17 protein-coding genes and 2 tRNA genes are annotated in these 16,422 nt (G+C 64.0%); 11 read left to right on the forward strand and 8 right to left on the reverse strand.

What is annotated here, in order from left to right; translation table 11 throughout:
• Position 1: 1 nt before the first annotated feature.
• The 4 genes from AC0Z35_RS17325 to glyA are packed head-to-tail and all read right to left on the reverse strand — an operon-like array spanning position 2 to position 4,898.
• The gene (locus AC0Z35_RS17325) at positions 2–2,065 is read right to left on the reverse strand and encodes an NADH:flavin oxidoreductase (RefSeq protein WP_120154040.1); all 2,064 of its coding nucleotides are present in this window, start codon (positions 2,063–2,065) and stop codon (positions 2–4) included.
• 7 nt (positions 2,066–2,072) lie between these two features.
• Entirely contained in the window at positions 2,073–2,594 is a 522-nt protein-coding gene (locus tag AC0Z35_RS17330) for a DUF5943 domain-containing protein (RefSeq protein WP_485132228.1), read from the reverse strand.
• Positions 2,595–2,606: 12 nt separating this feature from the next.
• On the reverse strand, positions 2,607–3,593 hold the full coding sequence (locus tag AC0Z35_RS17335; RefSeq protein WP_485132227.1) for a dipeptidase: 987 nt from the start codon (positions 3,591–3,593) through the stop codon (positions 2,607–2,609).
• 27 nt (positions 3,594–3,620) lie between these two features.
• Entirely contained in the window at positions 3,621–4,898 is a 1,278-nt protein-coding gene (glyA, locus tag AC0Z35_RS17340) for a serine hydroxymethyltransferase (RefSeq protein WP_046803461.1), read from the reverse strand.
• A 285-nt stretch (positions 4,899–5,183) separates the two neighbouring features.
• Between glyA and AC0Z35_RS17345 the strand changes: the two genes are divergently transcribed.
• The 5 genes from AC0Z35_RS17345 (at position 5,184) to AC0Z35_RS17365 (ending at position 7,624) form a co-directional block, all read left to right on the forward strand.
• Positions 5,184–6,263: a GlxA family transcriptional regulator gene (locus tag AC0Z35_RS17345; RefSeq protein WP_104143555.1), complete on the forward strand. Its 1,080-nt coding sequence runs from the start codon at positions 5,184–5,186 to the stop codon at positions 6,261–6,263.
• A gap of 145 nt (positions 6,264–6,408) precedes the next feature.
• Positions 6,409–6,484 (forward strand) — tRNA-Gly (locus tag AC0Z35_RS17350).
• Between the two features lie 55 nt (positions 6,485–6,539).
• Positions 6,540–6,613 (forward strand) — tRNA-Cys (locus tag AC0Z35_RS17355).
• 100 nt (positions 6,614–6,713) lie between these two features.
• Positions 6,714–7,031: a hypothetical protein gene (locus AC0Z35_RS17360; protein WP_104143678.1), complete on the forward strand. Its 318-nt coding sequence runs from the start codon at positions 6,714–6,716 to the stop codon at positions 7,029–7,031.
• 2 nt (positions 7,032–7,033) lie between these two features.
• Positions 7,034–7,624 (forward strand): DUF2946 family protein, encoded by a 591-nt coding sequence (locus tag AC0Z35_RS17365; protein ID WP_485132226.1) that lies wholly within the window; start codon positions 7,034–7,036, stop codon positions 7,622–7,624.
• A 61-nt stretch (positions 7,625–7,685) separates the two neighbouring features.
• Here AC0Z35_RS17365 and AC0Z35_RS17370 read toward each other — a convergent pair whose 3' ends face one another.
• On the reverse strand, positions 7,686–8,087 hold the full coding sequence (locus AC0Z35_RS17370) for a DoxX family protein (RefSeq protein WP_046803545.1): 402 nt from the start codon (positions 8,085–8,087) through the stop codon (positions 7,686–7,688).
• A gap of 128 nt (positions 8,088–8,215) precedes the next feature.
• Between AC0Z35_RS17370 and AC0Z35_RS17375 the strand changes: the two genes are divergently transcribed.
• From AC0Z35_RS17375 to AC0Z35_RS17395, 5 genes are all read left to right on the forward strand, one after another.
• The gene (locus AC0Z35_RS17375) at positions 8,216–9,148 is read left to right on the forward strand and encodes a LysR family transcriptional regulator (RefSeq protein ID WP_485132225.1); all 933 of its coding nucleotides are present in this window, start codon (positions 8,216–8,218) and stop codon (positions 9,146–9,148) included.
• 10 nt (positions 9,149–9,158) lie between these two features.
• Positions 9,159–9,740 (forward strand): NUDIX hydrolase, encoded by a 582-nt coding sequence (locus AC0Z35_RS17380; RefSeq protein WP_046803466.1) that lies wholly within the window; start codon positions 9,159–9,161, stop codon positions 9,738–9,740.
• Positions 9,737–10,549: a leucyl/phenylalanyl-tRNA--protein transferase gene (gene aat, locus AC0Z35_RS17385; protein WP_082134372.1), complete on the forward strand. Its 813-nt coding sequence runs from the start codon at positions 9,737–9,739 to the stop codon at positions 10,547–10,549. The genes AC0Z35_RS17380 and aat overlap by 4 nt, the downstream gene beginning before the upstream one ends.
• A gap of 47 nt (positions 10,550–10,596) precedes the next feature.
• Positions 10,597–11,331 (forward strand): arginyltransferase, encoded by a 735-nt coding sequence (locus tag AC0Z35_RS17390; RefSeq protein ID WP_104143552.1) that lies wholly within the window; start codon positions 10,597–10,599, stop codon positions 11,329–11,331.
• A 66-nt stretch (positions 11,332–11,397) separates the two neighbouring features.
• On the forward strand, positions 11,398–12,441 hold the full coding sequence (locus AC0Z35_RS17395) for a quinone-dependent dihydroorotate dehydrogenase (RefSeq protein WP_485132224.1): 1,044 nt from the start codon (positions 11,398–11,400) through the stop codon (positions 12,439–12,441).
• A 146-nt stretch (positions 12,442–12,587) separates the two neighbouring features.
• Here AC0Z35_RS17395 and AC0Z35_RS17400 read toward each other — a convergent pair whose 3' ends face one another.
• A complete protein-coding gene (locus AC0Z35_RS17400) occupies positions 12,588–13,166 on the reverse strand; it encodes a phasin family protein (RefSeq protein WP_046803469.1) in 579 nt (192 codons plus the stop codon).
• 382 nt (positions 13,167–13,548) lie between these two features.
• Between AC0Z35_RS17400 and AC0Z35_RS17405 the strand changes: the two genes are divergently transcribed.
• Positions 13,549–14,526: a tripartite tricarboxylate transporter substrate binding protein BugD gene (locus tag AC0Z35_RS17405; RefSeq protein WP_104143549.1), complete on the forward strand. Its 978-nt coding sequence runs from the start codon at positions 13,549–13,551 to the stop codon at positions 14,524–14,526.
• Positions 14,527–14,616: 90 nt separating this feature from the next.
• Here AC0Z35_RS17405 and AC0Z35_RS17410 read toward each other — a convergent pair whose 3' ends face one another.
• Positions 14,617–15,480 carry an IclR family transcriptional regulator gene (locus tag AC0Z35_RS17410; RefSeq protein ID WP_104143548.1) on the reverse strand — a complete coding sequence of 288 codons (864 nt, stop codon included), beginning with the start codon at positions 15,478–15,480 and terminating at the stop codon, positions 14,617–14,619.
• Positions 15,481–15,603: 123 nt separating this feature from the next.
• Complete coding sequence (locus AC0Z35_RS17415) at positions 15,604–16,419, reverse strand: competence/damage-inducible protein A (protein WP_046803472.1); 816 nt, start codon at positions 16,417–16,419, stop codon at positions 15,604–15,606.
• Positions 16,420–16,422 lie beyond the last annotated feature (3 nt).

Consider the following 16,422-nt stretch of genomic DNA (forward strand, 5'->3'; position numbering starts at 1 on the left):
GTCAAAAGTCCTTGCACAGCCGCAATGCGTCATAAATGGCGGCGTGGATGTTGTGCATCGAGACGCAGTCGCCCACCCGAAACAGCAGGAAACGGCCGTCGCCCAGAGGCTGGCCCAGCGCGGGCTGCGGGTCGGCCGCATACAAGGCGTGCAGGTCGGTCTGGCCCATGTTGACGGACTTGCGCTTGAGCATGCCGTACAGCGCGTCATTGGGCACGATGCCGTTTTCAATGACCACCTGATCCACCACGCGCTCTTCGCGATCTTCGGTGTATTCGTTGCGCAGCAGCGCCACCTTCTTGTCGCCTTCCGCACTGACGCGTTCAAGCCAGTGGTTGGGCGTCATCACGACCTGCTGCGCATACAGGCGGCGGTAGAAGATCGGGAACGTGGTGCCGCCCACGTCCTCGGCCACCTTGGTGTCGGGCGTAACGATCTCGACGTGCGCACCCCGGCTGGCCAGGAAGTCGGCTACCCCTGCCCCCGCGTGGGTGCTGACGCCGTCGTACACCAACACGTTTTTCGCGGGCTCGACCTGCCCGGAAAGTATGTCCCAGGAGCTCACGGCCAGCCCGCGCGCCACGCCCCAGCCCTGGTGCTCGTAAACGTGGCTGAGTCCGCCCGTGGCCAACACAACAATATCCGGGCGCTGCGCCAACACCATTTCTTCGGTTGCCAGCGCGCCCAGGCGGCAGTCCACACCCAGGCGCTTGAGCTCCAGCGCGAACCACCGCACGATGCCGTCCATCTGTTCGCGCTGCGGCGCCTTGGCCGCCAGCAGAATCTGGCCGCCAATGGCGGCGGCGCGTTCAAACAGCACGACTTCATGCCCGCGCTCGGCGCACACGCGCGCGGCTTCCATGCCCGCGGGCCCGGCGCCAACCACCACCACTTTTCGCTCCACGCCGCGCGATCGCGCGATCACGTGCGGCATGGTTTCTTCACGAGCCGTTGCCGCGTTCTGGATGCACAGCACGTCCAGCCCGTCGTACTGCCTGTCGATACAGTAGTTCGCGCCCACGCATTGTTTGATCTCGTCTTCGCGGTCGTCGCGGATCTTCACGACCAGATGCGGGTCAGCGATATGCGCGCGCGTCATGCCCACCAGGTCCGCATGGCCGGCTGCCAGCAACCGCTCGGCCTGCACCGCGTCGCGGATGCTTTGCGCGTGCATCACCGGTATCCGCACTACCGACTTGATGCCGGCCGCCAGGTGGGCGAAGGGTTCGGGGGGCAACGCCATCGGCGGCATGCAGTTGGCCAGGGAATTGTGCGTGTCGGCACCGGAGCCGATGACGCCCAGGTAATCGATCAGGCCGGTGTCCGCCATGGCCTGGGCAATTTCGCGCAGCGCCTCGTGGTCGAGCCCATCGTCGTGGAATTCGTCGCCGCACATGCGCAGGCCCACGCAGAAATCGGCGCCGACCGCCTCGCGCACGGCGTGCAGCACGTCCAGCCCGAAGCGCAGGCGGTTGCGCAAGCTGCCGCCATAGGCGTCGGTGCGAAAGTTGGTGCGCGGGCTCCAGAACTGGTCGATCAGATGCTGGTGCGCGGCGGATATCTCGATGCCGTCCATGCCGGCCTGCTGCACCCGCTTTGCCGCGGCGGCAAAGTCGCTGATGATGCGGCCGATCTCTTCGACTTCAATCGTCTTGGCGTTGCCCCGATGCACGGGCTCGCGCACACCGGACGGCGACAGCAAGTGCGGCCAATGCTCCCCGTGCCATGCCGAACGCCGGCCCATGTGCGTTGCCTGGATCATCACCTTGGCGCCGTGGCGATGCATGGCTTCGCTAAGTCTGGCCAACGGTTCGATGACGCGGTCGGTGGTCAGGTTGACCGACCGCCACCACCCTTGCGGGCTATCCAGCGACACGGGGCTGGAGCCGCCGCAGATGGCCAGGCCAAGGCCGCCCTTGGCCTTTTCTTCGTAGTAGGCAATGTAGCGGTCGCCCGGCAAACCGCCCGGGTCCGCGTGCACTTCGGCGTGCGCGGTGCTGACGATGCGATTGCGCAGCACCAGGCGGTTCAGCGTCAGTGGCGCAAACAGGTGGGGATAACGCATGCCGGCCTCAGGTGATGGGGCTAACGGTGAACTCGCAGTGCGCGTGCCCTTCGGCGGCGCATTGGCTTTCCACGCACTGGGCGCGCGTGGCGCCGCCGTGCTGGTCGGCCACCCAGTCCATCGCCCCCGCGAACCATCCGGAAAACATGTGGCAGCGCTTGCCCTCGCCCTGGGGCTGGCCCAGCACGAATGCGGAATGGCGCAGCACGATGCGCGCCGTCATCGCGGTGGGGTCCGCGTCCGTCAGCCGGAACAGCCCCCAGCCGCGCTGCGACAGCCGCATCAGGTAGTGTTCATAAACCGCCAGCCCGCTCAGGCGATGCTCGCGCGACTCTTCATTGCACCAGTGGTAGGCCGAGCGGTGCCCGGCGTCGTACAGAATGCGCGCATAGGCCTCCCGGCCCAACGCCGCCTCTACCGCCGTGTGGTTGTTGATGAAGAAATGGCGCGGCACATACAGCATCGGCATGCCGTCCGTGCTCCACACGCCCGTCTGTTCGTTGACGTCGATCGGAAGCTGGGGATTCATGTTGGTTGCTCCTTAAGCCGCCGGCGCGTCGGCAGGCCAGACGTCGCCAAACACGCGCAGCCAGTTTTCGCCCAGTATTTTTCGGATGTAGATTTCGCTCCAGCCCGCGCGCTGCATCGCATCGGTTAGGTTGGGAAATTGGCCTATCGTCTGGATGCCTTCGGGGTTGCGGATGGCACCGAAGTCCGTCAGCCGGCGGTACCGGCCCTTGTCATGCGTCAGCCAATCAAAAAACGGCTGTCCGTAGCCTTGGGTGAAATCGGTGCCGATGCCCACCGCGTCTTCGCCCACCAGATTCACGACGTAGCCGATGGCTTCGACGTAGTCGTCCACCGTGGCTTGCACGCCGCGCTTGAGGAACGGCGGGAACATCGTCACGCCGATGAAGCCGCCGCGTTCCGCGATAAACCGCAGTTGCGCGTCGCTTTTATTGCGCGGGTGTTCTTTCAGGCCCGCCGGCAGGCAGTGCGAATAGCAAACGGGCCGGGTCGATGCCAGGATCGCTTCTTCGGAGGTTTGGGCGCCCACGTGCGACAGGTCAACCATGATGCCGACGCGGTTCATCTCGGCGATGACTTCGCGGCCGTAACCGGACAAGCCGCCGTCGCGCTCATAGCAGCCGGTGCCGATCAGGTTCTGCGTGTTGTAGCAAAGCTGGACCACGCGCACGCCCATGTCGGCAAAAGCTTCGATGGCGCCCAGATTGTCTTCGAACGCCTGGCCGTTCTGAAAGCCAAGAATGATGCCCGTCTTGCCGTCGCGCTTGGCGCGGCGGATATCGTCCGTGGTGCGCACCAACGTGGCCAGATCGTCGTTGGCGCGGATCAGGGCTTTCATGGCGGCAATGTTCGAGACCGTTTGCTCGAACCCTTCCCACACCGACACCGTGCAGTTGGCCGCGGTCAGGCCGCCTTGCTTCATGTCTTCAAAAACGGACCGGTCCCATTTCGAGATGATCAGGCCGTCGATAACCATGCTTTTCTGATGCAGCGTAGCCATGGGATTTCCCCCCCGATGTTGTGCCGCTTAGTAGATGGGATGGCGCTGGCACAGCGCGTGGACTTCAGCTCGAATGCGTCGTTCGGTTGCTTCGTGTTCGTCGGGGCTGGTGGCCAGCATGTCCACGACATGCACGATCATTTCGCCCACGGCGCGAAACTCGTCTTCGCCAAACCCGCGCGAGGTGGCGGCCGGCGTGCCCAGCCGGATGCCGGAAGTGACCGACGGCTTTTGCGTGTCGAACGGAATGCCGTTCTTGTTGCACGTGATGCCGGCGCGTTCCAGCGTGCGCTCGACATGCGCGCCGGTCAGCCCCTTGGAACGCAGGTCGAGCAGCAGCAGGTGGTTGTCGGTGCCGCCGGAAACCAGGTCGATGCCGCCTTCACGCAGCACGTCGCCCAGCACGTCGGCGTTTGCCAGCACGCGGTCGATGTAGCGTTTGAAGTCCGTATGCAGCGCCTCGCCGAAGGCCACCGCCTTGGCCGCCACCACGTGCATCAGGGGTCCGCCCTGCAAGCCGGGAAACACGGCGGAATTGATCTTCTTGGCGATGGCGCCGTCATTGGTCAGGATGAAGCCGCCGCGCGGGCCGCGCAGGGTCTTGTGCGTGGTGGACGTGACGACATGTGCGTGCGGCACCGGGCTGGGGTGCCTGCCCGCCGCCACCAGGCCCGCGATATGCGCCATGTCGACCATCAGCATGGCGCCGGCCTCGTCGGCGATCTGGCGAAAGCGGGCAAAGTCCGGCTGCCTGGGGTAGGCGGAAAACCCCGCGATGATGAGCTTGGGCCGATGCTCCAGCGCCAGTCGCCGGACCTCGTCGTAATCGATCAGGCTGTCTTCCCGGCGCACGCCGTACTGCACCGCGTTGAACCACTTGCCCGACATTGCCGGCCGTGCGCCGTGGGTCAGGTGCCCGCCGGCATCCAGCGACATGCCCAGCACGGTGTCGCCGGGTTCCAGCAGCGCCAGCATCACCGCGCCGTTGGCCTGCGCGCCGGAATGCGGTTGCACGTTGGCGTAGTCGGCGTGAAACAGTTCGCGTACGCGCAGCAGCGCCAGCGACTCGACCTCGTCCACGTGGTCGCAGCCGCCGTAATAGCGCCGGCCGACGTAGCCTTCGGCGTACTTGTTGGTCAGCACCGAACCCTGCGCTTGCAACACGGCGCGCGACACCAGGTTTTCGGACGCGATCAGCTCGATCTGGGTTTGCTGGCGGCGCAGTTCCCGGTCCTGCATGGCCATCACGACGGGATCGCGCTTGTCGAGCGGCGATGAGAAGAACGGGGATGAAGACTGGAACATGTCGACCTGCCTGAAGGAGCAATGACGTTCAAGAATCCGGCGTAAGCGGGGCCTGTGAAGCATTCTTTCTTAAAGGTCATGTGCACTGTTATCTGAACCGGACCACATCTTGTCCGATTGCGACAGGGGGTCGCACAGCGCGCAAAGGCATATGTCGTAATCCTCTGCAATTTTCGTATTGTTCCTAAGGGCAGACGCGTCCGGCTGGCCTACGATTGCAACGGTCAACTGCCGGAAGGTCAGTACCGGCATTCAGTCCGTGTATTCCTACCAAGGAGCCTAGCCATGACTGCACGTTCGCCGAACCGTGATCGCCGGCACTTGCGCCACTTCGGTTTCCTGCCCTTGCCGCAGTTCACGATGCTGTCGTTCTCGACAGCGATTGAAGTGCTGCGCATGGCCAACCACCTGTTGGGCCGGCAGTATTACCGTTGGTCGGTGGTAGCGCCGTCATGCGGGCCCGTCACGGCCAGCAATGGCTTGCAGGTGCACGCCGACGTGCTGGACGAGGCCACTTTGCCCGACGCCGTGTTCGTTTGCGGCGGCAAGCGCAACCGCGTGGACAACGACCCGGCCACGCGAGACTGGCTGCGGCGCCTGGCGGCGTGCGACGTCACGTTGGGCAGCCTGTGCACCGGCGCGCACACGCTGATGCAGGCCGGTCTGCTCAACGGCTATACCTGCGCCATGCACTGGGAAGACCTGGTCGCGCTGCGCAGCGAATTTCCGCATAGCAGGCTGTCGCACAAGCTGTTCGTTATCGATCGCGACCGCATCACCTGTACAGGCGGCACCGCGCCGCTGGACATGATGCTTAACCTGGTGGGCGAATCCGTGGGACCCGCCATCGTCGCGCTGATCGCTAACCAATTCACCATCGGGCACGTGCGCGACCACAAGGACAGGCAACGCATGCCGACGTCGATTCGCATGCCCGCCTCGCATCCCGCGCTGGCAGAGGTCATCGCGCTGATGGAGGTCAATCTGAAAGAGCCGCTGTCGCTGGAGGAACTGGCGCAATTGTCGGGCGCATCGCAGCGGCAACTGCAACGCCTGTTCCGCGAGCACCTGGGTACGACGCCCAAGCAACATTATCTGAGCCTGCGCCTGCGGCATGCGCGGGCACTGCTGCGGCAGACGCCGATGTCGATCACCCACATCACCACCGCATGCGGATTTCAATCGCCTTGCCATTTCAGCAAGACCTACCGCGCGGTCTATGGCGCGGCGCCCAGCTCGGAACGCCGCAATCCCCGCACGTTCGACCATGACGCCCATGGGCCGGGTTTTGCCTCGGCGATAGGCGCGGAAACCGGGCCCGACGCTTTTTTTCTTCGCCCCACGCGCCCCGCTACACAAGCCTGAAATTCTGTGTATAATCGCTGTCTTTGGTGGACACGGCCTTTGAGAAAAGCTTCTCAAACTTCACCAAAACCGGTGGCGGTTCCAACAGGAATTTCCTTCGGCAAAGCAGGAATACAGCATAAGCAATGGCTGTAAGCAGTACCCCGCGGGAGTAGCTCAGTTGGTAGAGCGCAACCTTGCCAAGGTTGAGGTCGCGAGTTCGAGACTCGTCTCCCGCTCCAAATACAAGAAGGAAGCATCGGCCAACACCGCGCTTCCTTTTTTCTTGCAAGTGCTGGCGCAATGGCAGAGTGGTTATGCAGCGGATTGCAAATCCGTGTACGTCGGTTCGATTCCGGCTTGCGCCTCCAGCATCTTTCCCCCCTCCCCCCAGCATCTCGTTACGCATCCCTACGCGCTGACAATCGAATGATTGCTAAGGTGACGCCGTTTTCCATTGACGTCGACACTATGCACCGCATTCTGAATTTTCGCGCTCGTTCCCCCGTGCTTGCCCTGTCCGCCGCCGCGATGTTGACGTTGGCGCCGATAGCGGCCGAAGCCGACTCCGACCGCCATCATCATCGCCATGGGCGTGAGTACAAAGAAAAGTACTGGGATGGCGCGTGCAAGGTCGAGCGCAAATGGAAGCGCAACGGCGAATATCAGGAAAAGCGCAAGTGCCGCGATGACTATCGCGAAGGCTATTACGCCGCGCCGCAGGTCGTGATGCCGATGCCCGCGCCTGCCATCGTCATCACCCCGCCTTCAATCATCATCCGGCCCTGAACATGGATCAATCGGTAAAGGACGCCATTGCCCGCTGGCCCAACGTGCCGGCCGTGTATGGCTGGCTGTCGCTGGACGGGCGTGGGCGCTGGCGACTGCATCCGCAGGGGCAGGCTGCGCAAGGCGGGCCGGGCGAATCCATCACCAATGCCCAGATCCTGGATTTCATGAATCGGAATTATGAACACGATGACGCGGGCCGCTGGTTTTTCCAGAACGGCCCGCAACGCGTGTTCGTGCGGCTGGATGGCGCGCCCTTCGTGCTGCGCCTGAACGACGACAATCACGGGTTGCGCACGCACACGGATGCGGCGGTCGACGCCGTCAGCGCCTGGTGGCTGGACGATGGCGGCCAGCTATATGCGTCCACGCCGGCGGGCGCCGGGCTGGTGCTGGACCGTGATCTGCCCGCCCTACTGGAAAAACTGTCGGCCAAGGACGGCGCGCCGGTCCTGGACGCCCTGGCAAGCTTGGCGCCTGACGCTGAGATCACCGTGTCATGGCCGGGCGCCTACGCCCCCGCGCCGCTGCGCGCGATCACGCGGCAGGAGGTGGCGCGCCGCCTGGGCTTCGAGCCAAATCCGGCCGCGTAGCGCCAGAACTGCGGCGGGGCAACACGGGGCGGCTACCTGGCAACACAAGGCGTTGCGGGAATCAGCCCCGGCCGCTTTTGACCAGGGCAAATTTGCCATCGCCCAGCAGCATCAGCACGGCGGCCGCCACGGTCAGGAAGATGGGATATTCCCAGCCGCCGCCCGCGTTGCCAAAGCCCCAGCCGTTGCCAAAGTGCACGGTCGACGCTACGAACAACTGCACCACCGCAATGGCCGCCACCCAGCGGGGCACGATGCCCAGGATAAGCAGCACGCCCGCGCCCACTTCAAAGAACGTGACCGGATAGGCCAGCCAGCCGGCAAAGCCGATCTTGGCGAAGAACTGGGCGGTGCCGGGCAGCGTGAAGACCAGCAGCTTGGTCAGGCCGTGGGCCAGGAACATGACGCCAAGCGCCACGCGCAGTAACAGCGCGGCATAGGGAGCGGTACGGGTATCGATCATGGCAAATCCTTCTGGGTAGCGCGGATCGTCCAAGACCGGACGATGCATCAGGCCGCCATTCTTACGATTCCAAAAACAAAGATAAATAGGCAGAATTGCAAATTATTGTTCCCCGATAGGAAACAATCTTGGACACTCACACCGCCATGCAGACCTACGCCAAGGTCGTCGAGCTTGGCCCGTTCGCGGCAGCCGCCGACAAGATGGGCCAGGCGCGTTCGGTCGTGACGCGGCAGATCGCCTACCTGGAACAGAAGTACGGCGTGCGCCTGTTGAACCGCACCACCCGCAAACTCAGCATGACGGACGCGGGGCGCGCCTTCTACGAGCGCGTCCGGCCGATCCTGGCGGAAGTCGCCGACCTGGAGCTGTCGCTACAGGCCGAAGGCCAGCGCCCCAGCGGCCGTTTGCGCGTCAGCGCGCCCGTGTCGTTCGGCATCCTGCACCTGGGGCCGGCCATTGCCGAATACCTGCAACGTTATCCCGACGTCATCATCGACCTGGACCTGAACGACCGCGTGGTGGATCTGGTCGAGGACGGCTACGACGTGGCGGTGCGTATCGGTCCGCTTCAGGATTCATCGTTGGTTGCGCGCCCGCTGGCGCCTCAGCAGTTGCTGGTCTGCGCGGCGCCGGCCTACCTGAAGCAGCACGGCACGCCGACCACCCCGGAAGACTTGAAGCAGCATCGCTGCCTGCACTATTCCTACGCCAGCACCGGCAATGAATGGCATTTCGAGAAGGACGGCGTGACGCATCTGGTTCGGGTGAACGCAGCGCTGCGCGCCAATAACGGCGATGTACTGCGCACGGCGGCGCTGGCGGGCCACGGCGTTATCCTGCAACCCGAATTCCTGGTCGGCGACGACATTCGCGCGGGGCGCCTGGTGGCCTTGCTGGCCGACTATGCGCACACACCCATCTCCATGTACGCCATCTATCCGCATCGCCGCTTCCTGTCGCCCAAGGTCCGCTCTTTTGTCGAGCATCTTGAAGAGCGGTTTGGCGGCAGTGCGCCGGCCACCCCAGGGGGACGCGCCACGGCGCGCCGCAGCCGTTAGAATCCTACCCATGACCGCGAAACCGTCCATCGAATACTTCCCCGCCCCCCGCCGTTCGCTTTTTTGCAGCCAGTGCGCCACGCCCATCACCCGCCGGGTGCCGGAAGGCGACAACCGTGAGCGCGACGTCTGCGATCACTGCGGCGCGATCCACTACCAGAACCCGCGGTTGGTGGTTGGCACGGTGCCCGTGTGGGAAAACCGCGTACTGCTCTGCCGCCGTGCGATCGAACCGCGCTACAACACCTGGACGCTGCCGGCGGGTTTCATGGAATTGGGCGAAAGCACGGCACAAGGCGCGGCCCGCGAAACGCTGGAAGAGTCCGGCGCGCGCATTCAGCTTGGCGAGCTCTACACCATGATCGACCTGCCGCAGATCGACCAGGTGCACGTGTTCTATCTGGCCCAGGCGCTAGGCCCCGAACTGGACCCCGGCCCAGAAAGCCTGGAAGCACGCTGGTACGACGAAGCCGACATTCCCTGGGACGACCTGGCGTTTCGCACGGTGGTAACGACCTTGCAACACTACTTCGACGACCGACGCCAAGGCGCGTTCGTGCCCCATCACTACACCCTAGAATCGCACCGTTGAAGCTGCCCTGGCTTGCCGTCGACACCCCGTTTCCGCCAGCGGAATATGCGCTGACGGAACCCGACGGCCTGCTTGCGGCCGGCGCGGACCTGTCGATGGACAGGCTGATCCAGGCTTACTCGAACGGCATCTTTCCCTGGTATTCCGAAGGCGAGCCCGTGCTGTGGTGGAGCCCCGACCCGCGCATGGTGCTGGCCACCAAGGATTTTTCGCCGTCCCATTCGCTGCGTAAGCTGCTGCGGCAGATCGCAGCGCAGGAAATCGACGCCCAGCCGCGCGTGCAAGTGCGTGTCGACACGGTGTTTTCGAGGGTCATGGCGCAATGCGCCGCGCCGCGTGACGGCCAACCGGGCACCTGGATCACCGCCGCCATGCAGCAGGCGTATGCCGAATGGCACCGGGCGGGCTACGTGCACAGCATCGAAACCTGGATCGACGGCGAGCTCGCCGGTGGCCTGTACGGCATCAGCCTGGGGCGCATGTTCTTTGGCGAATCCATGTTTACGCTCGCCCCTAACGCGTCGAAGATCGCGCTGGCGTACCTGGTTCGCTACCTGGCCGCGCAAGGCGTCGAGCGCATCGATTGCCAGCAGCAGACCCAGCATCTGGCCAGCCTGGGCGCACGCCCGATACCGCGCGCGCAGTTCCTGCAACATGTACGCCGGGCCACCGCCCAGCCCCCGATTTTCTGGGCGCCGGGCACGCTGGACAGCCTGGGCCGCCTGTTGCCCGCGACCCGTTCCACACCCCACCAGGCAGCGGAACCGACGCGGGATTCAGCGTCCGATGCAACGCCACTTAAGCGTTAATATGTAGCCATCGCGTCGCGGACGTACCGCGCGATGCGCACTTCCCCATGAGCCAGCTCAAAGAACTTCCCTTCTCCACGCTGCAGTTCTATGCAACCGCGCCTTACCCGTGCAGCTACCTGCCGGGCCGCCAGGCGCGGTCGCAGGTTGCCGCGCCCGGGCATCTGATCAACGCGGGCACCTATTCCCAACTGGTCGAACAGGGCTTTCGCCGCAGCGGGCTGTTCACGTACCGTCCCCATTGCGACAACTGCCATGCCTGCGTGCCGGTGCGTGTCGACACGTCGGGCTTTGCCCCCAACCGCAGCCAGCGGCGGGCGTGGCGCGATCACCAATCGTTGCAGTCGTTCGTTGCGGAATTGGCGTGGTCGCCCGAGCACTACCGGCTGTATACGCGCTACCAGCAAGGCCGGCATCCAGGCGGCGGCATGGACGAGGACAGCCGCACGCAATATGCGCAGTTTCTGCTGACCAGCCGGGTCAACACGCGGCTGGTTGAATTTCGCGACGCGGACGGTGTGCTGATGATGGTGTCCATCATCGACGTGCTGGATGACGGGCTGTCGTCGGTCTATACCTTTTACGACCCCGATATCGAGGGCAGCCTGGGCACCTACAGCATCCTGTGGCAGATCGAGCAGTGCCGCACGTTGAACCTGCCGTGGCTGTACCTGGGCTACTGGATCGCCGAAAGCCGCAAGATGTCTTACAAGTCCAGCTTCCAACCCGCGCAGTTTCTTGTCGACGGGGAATGGCGGAATCAGGACTACCTGTCCCTTTGATCGTGCCGTACGGTGCGCGGCCCGATTGCGGCAAGCGCGGCGAAATTGGCTCTACAATTCCGCCCCATGTCTATCCTCTTCCACGCCTACCCCCTGGCCCGCCCGGCGCTTTTTGCCATGGACGCGGAAACCGCCCACGAAGTCACGCTGTCGGGCCTGCAACGCGCCTATGAATGCGGCGCGACGCGCAAGCTGATGCATGCGCAGCCCTCGGCGCCTAGCACGCTGATGGGCATGCGGCTGGCCAACCCCATCGGGCTGGCGGCGGGGCTGGACAAGAACGGCGCCTATATCGACGCGCTGGGTAACCTGGGCTTTGGTTTCATTGAAGTCGGCACCGTGACGCCTCGCGCGCAACCCGGCAACCCCAAGCCGCGTATGTTCCGCCTGCCGCGCGCCAACGCGCTGATCAACCGGCTGGGCTTCAACAACCAGGGCCTGCCCGCGTTCCTGGCGAACGTGCAGCGCAGCCAGTGGCGCAAGCAAGGCGGCATCCTGGGCCTGAATATTGGAAAGAACGCGGACACGCCGATCGAGCGCGCCGCTGATGACTACCTGATCGGGCTGGAGGGCGTGTACCCGCATGCCGATTACGTGACGGTGAATATTTCGTCGCCCAACACCAAGAATTTGCGCGCGCTGCAAAGCGGGGACGAGCTCTCGGCCTTGCTCGGGCAGTTGGCCGACAAGCGCCGTGCGCTGGAAGACCAGCACCAGCGCCGCGTGCCCATGGCGGTAAAGATCGCCCCCGACCTGACCGAAGAACAGATCGACGCCATCGCTGACACGCTGCCCCGCCATGGCATTGACGGCGTCATCGCCACCAACACCACGCTGTCGCGCGATGCGGTCACCGGCCAAGCGCATGCCGAAGAAGCCGGCGGCCTGTCGGGCGCGCCGGTGCACGAGCTGTCATTGAAAGTGATTCGCCGCCTGAAGGCTCAGCTGGGTAACAGCCTGGCGATTATCGGAGTGGGCGGCGTGTTGTCGGGCGCACAGGCCCGCGAAAAGATGGACGCCGGGGCGGATGCCGTGCAGCTGTACACCGGCTTGATCTACCGGGGCCCCGCCCTGGTGGGCGAATGCGTGCGGGCTACGGCAAAGCGCTGAACGCTGCCTCCCCACGCTCGCGGCGCGCAGCGCAAAATGCGGGACAAAAAAAAGGGGCCACCCGGTGGGTGGCCCTAATTCCAGCTCTGCTCTGTCACTCAACAGTACTACATTACTGCGATTTGCGCAGCATCGCGCGCCAGGACTCAGGCGGTGCGACGGCTACGGCTGGCAACCTTGGTGGCGGCGTCGGCAGCATCCGTCGCAGCCTTGAAGGTCGCGTTGGCGGCGGCATTCAGGTTCGATTCGGCGACTTCAGCGGCCTGCTTGGCAGCCTTGGTCACGGAGTCGTAGGCGCTGGTCGCGGTGGCCAGCGAGGACTTGATCAGGGCAACGGCGCTTTCCGAACCGGCCGGAGCGTTCTTCGACAGTTGGTCGACGGCTTCGCTCAGTTGCTGCTGGCTTTCAGCGATTTGCTCTTCGGTCAGCTTGACCAGGCTGCCTTGCACGCCGGCAACGATGTCGTACACGTGCTTGGTGTAAGCCATGGCCTTTTCAGCGCCCGGCTGCAGCAGGCCCGACGCAAACGCGGCGGCTTCCTGCGGATCCTTGACTTCAGAGGCTTGTTGCGACTTCTGGGCGACTTCGTCCAGCGTGGCGCGCACAACCTTCATGTTCAGCTCAACCAGCTTTTCAAAGCCGGCGAAAACGGCGGACTGGGCAGCCACAAAAGTGTTGATGCTTGCCTTTTGGCGATCCAGGACTTGCTGCGGAATTGCGCTCATAGAATGCTCCTTTAGGGGTAGCCGGAAGCTTTCCGGCAAGAAGGATTGGTGTCTGCGACGAGAAATAGGAACGTGCGCGGAAACTGGTACTACAAGCTACCGCCGGCCCGTTTGATGCACTGCACAATTCACATTCTAGACTGCCACAAATTGCTGTCAAGCAGTTTTTGTGCAACGCAACAAGTATTTGCACTTTAACGGTGCAGGCGCGTGCACGCCATTGATCCAGAACAAGGTTTTGCCCTGCTTCGGGAAAAACCCGACATGACGGCGTATCAATTCTTTTCTAAACTGCTTTCACGCTGATGACAGAAAAAACAATCCATAAGTCAGCGGCCAAAAACTAAATCGCAGCAAGCAAAACCCTGCAATTGGAGACTTCATGACCTTTATTCCCCGCACGCTTACGGCCCTGCTCGCGGCCAGCGCCATGTTCGCGGCTGGCGCCGCCCAAGCGGAATTTCCGGAACGCCCCATCAATATGGTGGTGCCGTTCGCCGCAGGCGGCCCGACCGACAACGTCGCCCGATCGCTGGCTGAAGCCATGCGGCCGAGCCTGGGACAGACGGTCGTGGTTGAGAACAAGGGCGGTGCCGGCGGCACCATCGGCACCACGCAGGTTGCGCGCGCCCAGCCCGATGGCTATTCCATTCTGCTGATGCACGCCGGCTTCTCCACGGCGCCGTCCCTGTACAAGAACCCCGGCTACGACCCGTACAAGAGCTTTGAGCCCATCGGCCTGGTGGTCGACGTGCCCATGACCATCATCGCGCGTTCGGACTTCCCGCCGAACAACATCAAGGAACTGGCCGAATACGTCAAACAGAACAAGGACAAGGTCTCGCTGGCCAACGCCGGCATCGGCGCGGCCAGCCACCTGTGCGGCACCATGCTGGTGGAAGCGCTGGGCGTCCAGCTGCTGACGATTCCGTACAAGGGCACCGCGCCCGCCATGAACGATTTGCTGGGCAAGCAGGTCGACCTGCTGTGCGACCAGACCACCAACACGACGCAGCAGATCGAAAGCGGCAAGGTCAAGGCCTATGCCGTGACCAGCCTGAAGCGCGTGCCCACGCTGGACAAGCTGCCGACCATGGACGAATCCGGCTACAAGGGTTTCGAAGTGGGCATCTGGCACGGGATGTGGGTGCCCAAGGGCACGCCCAAGCCGGTGGTGGACAAGCTGATCAAGAGCTTGCAGGCCGGCCTGGCCGACCCGAAGTTCCAGGAACGCATGAAGCAGCTTGGTGCCACGGTGCTGACGGCCGAAGCCAACCCGCAGGCACTTGAGGCCAAGGTCAAGCAGCAGGTTCCGCAATGGGCCGAGCTGTTCAAGAAGGCAGGCGTCGAGCAGCAATAAGCTGACGCTGACGGCCGACCCTGGCCGAATGGCAAAAAAGCCCCGAAAGGGGCTTTTTTCATGGTCCGGACCGGCGCGGGCGCGGACTGCTCAGGGCCGCAAGGCTTCCGCCGCCATGCCCAAGCCGTTGAACCCGGTGGACACCGAGGGTTCGTAGCCGAGCGCCTCGGAAATGCTGGCGGCGGTATCGACCAGCGCGCGTATCCAGTCATCCTGCAAGCGTTCGGCCGGGGCCGAGATGGACAGCCCCGCCACCAGCTTGCCGGTATCGTCAAAAATGCCGGCGGCGATGCAACGCACGCCCAGCTCCAGTTCTTCGTTGTCGCGGGCGTACCCATGGCGCCGCACCAACGCCAGTTCACGTTCCAGGCGATCCAGGTCGGTCAGGCTGTTGCGCGTGTGGCCGGCCAGGCCAGTGCGCAGCGCGTACGCGCGCACTTGGCGCGCATCGCCGGTGGACAGGAACAGCTTGCCGGTCGAGGTCAGGTGCAGCGGGGCACGGCCGCCAATGGCACGCACCACCTGCATGCCCGAGCGCTCGCTCCAGGCGCGGTCGATATAGACGATTTCGTCGCCCTGCTGGACCGACAGGTTGATGGTCTGCCCCGTTAGCTTGTGCAGGGACCGCATGGCGGAAATGGCCGCTTCGCGAACGTTCAGCCGCCCTTTCACCAGCGACCCCAATTCCAGCAGGCGCATGCCCAGCTGATACAGGCCGTTGTCCACGCGTTCAACGTAGCGTCCGACGACCAGGTCGTTCAGGATGCGGTGCGCGGTCGAGGCATGCAGGCCGGTGGTGGCCGACAATTCCTTGAGGGTGACCGGGTCTTGCTGCGCGGCCAGGGCGTCAAGCAGGCGCATGGCTCGCTCGATGACCTGGATGGCGATGGGGTGGCCGGACGCGCCTTCGGTCTCGGCGTCCAGGGGAGTGCGGGGTGTCGTCAGACGGGGCATAGGGGGAGATAGGCTCGCGCCGCAACGCCGTAAAGGACCGGCCTTGCGGCAACGCAGCAAACAGTTCTTTCCCGTATTGTGAAATTTAAGACGCCATTTTGCAATGGCTTTTTTGCGACGAGATCAAGCCGCCGCAGGCGGCGCCAGCTTTCCGCCCAGGCGCAGCACCTCGGCGCGCAGGAACTCCAGCGCCTCGGCGGCGGCCGCCGGTTCCCCTTTGACGCCCAGCTCAATATGGGGCGTTCCGCCCGCTTCGCCCACGCTGGGCAGGCTGAAGGCGCGCACGTCGGGCCAGCGGCTTTCCACGCTGACCATAGCCGGCGTGATGCGCGATTCGGGCATGCTGAACACCAGGAAAGAATGCTCGACATGGGCGCGCACATGTTGCAGCGCACGATAGCGCGTGTCCAGGGTCCATTCCAGCATCGGCCAGGCCATCACGGGAAAGCCGGGTACGAAGGTGTGGTCGTGGATGAAGAAGCCCGGAATACGGTTGTACGGGTTGGGAACGATCTCGCAGCCTTGCGGAAACACGCCCATTTGCAGGCGCTGCTGGTTTTCCGGCGCGCTCATGTCGGCCGTGCCCTGGCCCTTGGCCGCCATTTCGGCGGTGCGCAGCGCAATCGCCTGCTCGGCCTCCGGGTGCAGCGCCAATGGCAAGCCCAGCGCGGCAGCGGCGGCTTGGCGGGTGTGGTCATCAGGCGTGCCGCCGATGCCGCCGCAGGAGAACACGACGTCGCCCGTGGCGAAGCTGCGCTTGTAGGCCGCCACCAGTGTGTCGCGGTCGTCGGGCAGGAATTCGGCCCAACCCAGTTGCATGCCGCGAGCACTGAGGAGCTCGACGACCTTTGAAAAATGCTTGTCCTGACGGCGGCCCGAGAGGATTTCGTCGCCAACGATGATAAGACCGATGCGACGGGCGGCGGATTCTGCGGCCATGTC

The organism is Achromobacter sp. 1L-A-4-B-C2 (assembly GCF_057291955.1).

Excerpts from the sequence above, each read along its gene's own strand:
- AC0Z35_RS17325 (WP_120154040.1), bottom strand. The coding sequence starts at position 2,065 with ATGCGTTATCCCCACCTGTTTGCGCCACTGACGCTGAACCGCCTGGTG.
- AC0Z35_RS17330 (WP_485132228.1), bottom strand. The coding sequence starts at position 2,594 with ATGAATCCCCAGCTTCCGATCGACGTCAACGAACAGACGGGCGTGTGG.
- AC0Z35_RS17335 (WP_485132227.1), bottom strand. The coding sequence starts at position 3,593 with ATGGCTACGCTGCATCAGAAAAGCATGGTTATCGACGGCCTGATCATC.
- glyA (WP_046803461.1), bottom strand. The coding sequence starts at position 4,898 with ATGTTCCAGTCTTCATCCCCGTTCTTCTCATCGCCGCTCGACAAGCGC.
- AC0Z35_RS17345 (WP_104143555.1), top strand. The coding sequence starts at position 5,184 with ATGACTGCACGTTCGCCGAACCGTGATCGCCGGCACTTGCGCCACTTC.
- AC0Z35_RS17360 (WP_104143678.1), top strand. The coding sequence starts at position 6,714 with ATGCACCGCATTCTGAATTTTCGCGCTCGTTCCCCCGTGCTTGCCCTG.
- AC0Z35_RS17365 (WP_485132226.1), top strand. The coding sequence starts at position 7,034 with ATGGATCAATCGGTAAAGGACGCCATTGCCCGCTGGCCCAACGTGCCG.
- AC0Z35_RS17370 (WP_046803545.1), bottom strand. The coding sequence starts at position 8,087 with ATGATCGATACCCGTACCGCTCCCTATGCCGCGCTGTTACTGCGCGTG.
- AC0Z35_RS17380 (WP_046803466.1), top strand. The coding sequence starts at position 9,159 with ATGACCGCGAAACCGTCCATCGAATACTTCCCCGCCCCCCGCCGTTCG.
- AC0Z35_RS17390 (WP_104143552.1), top strand. The coding sequence starts at position 10,597 with ATGAGCCAGCTCAAAGAACTTCCCTTCTCCACGCTGCAGTTCTATGCA.
- AC0Z35_RS17395 (WP_485132224.1), top strand. The coding sequence starts at position 11,398 with ATGTCTATCCTCTTCCACGCCTACCCCCTGGCCCGCCCGGCGCTTTTT.
- AC0Z35_RS17400 (WP_046803469.1), bottom strand. The coding sequence starts at position 13,166 with ATGAGCGCAATTCCGCAGCAAGTCCTGGATCGCCAAAAGGCAAGCATC.
- AC0Z35_RS17405 (WP_104143549.1), top strand. The coding sequence starts at position 13,549 with ATGACCTTTATTCCCCGCACGCTTACGGCCCTGCTCGCGGCCAGCGCC.
- AC0Z35_RS17410 (WP_104143548.1), bottom strand. The coding sequence starts at position 15,480 with ATGCCCCGTCTGACGACACCCCGCACTCCCCTGGACGCCGAGACCGAA.
- AC0Z35_RS17415 (WP_046803472.1), bottom strand. The coding sequence starts at position 16,419 with ATGGCCGCAGAATCCGCCGCCCGTCGCATCGGTCTTATCATCGTTGGC.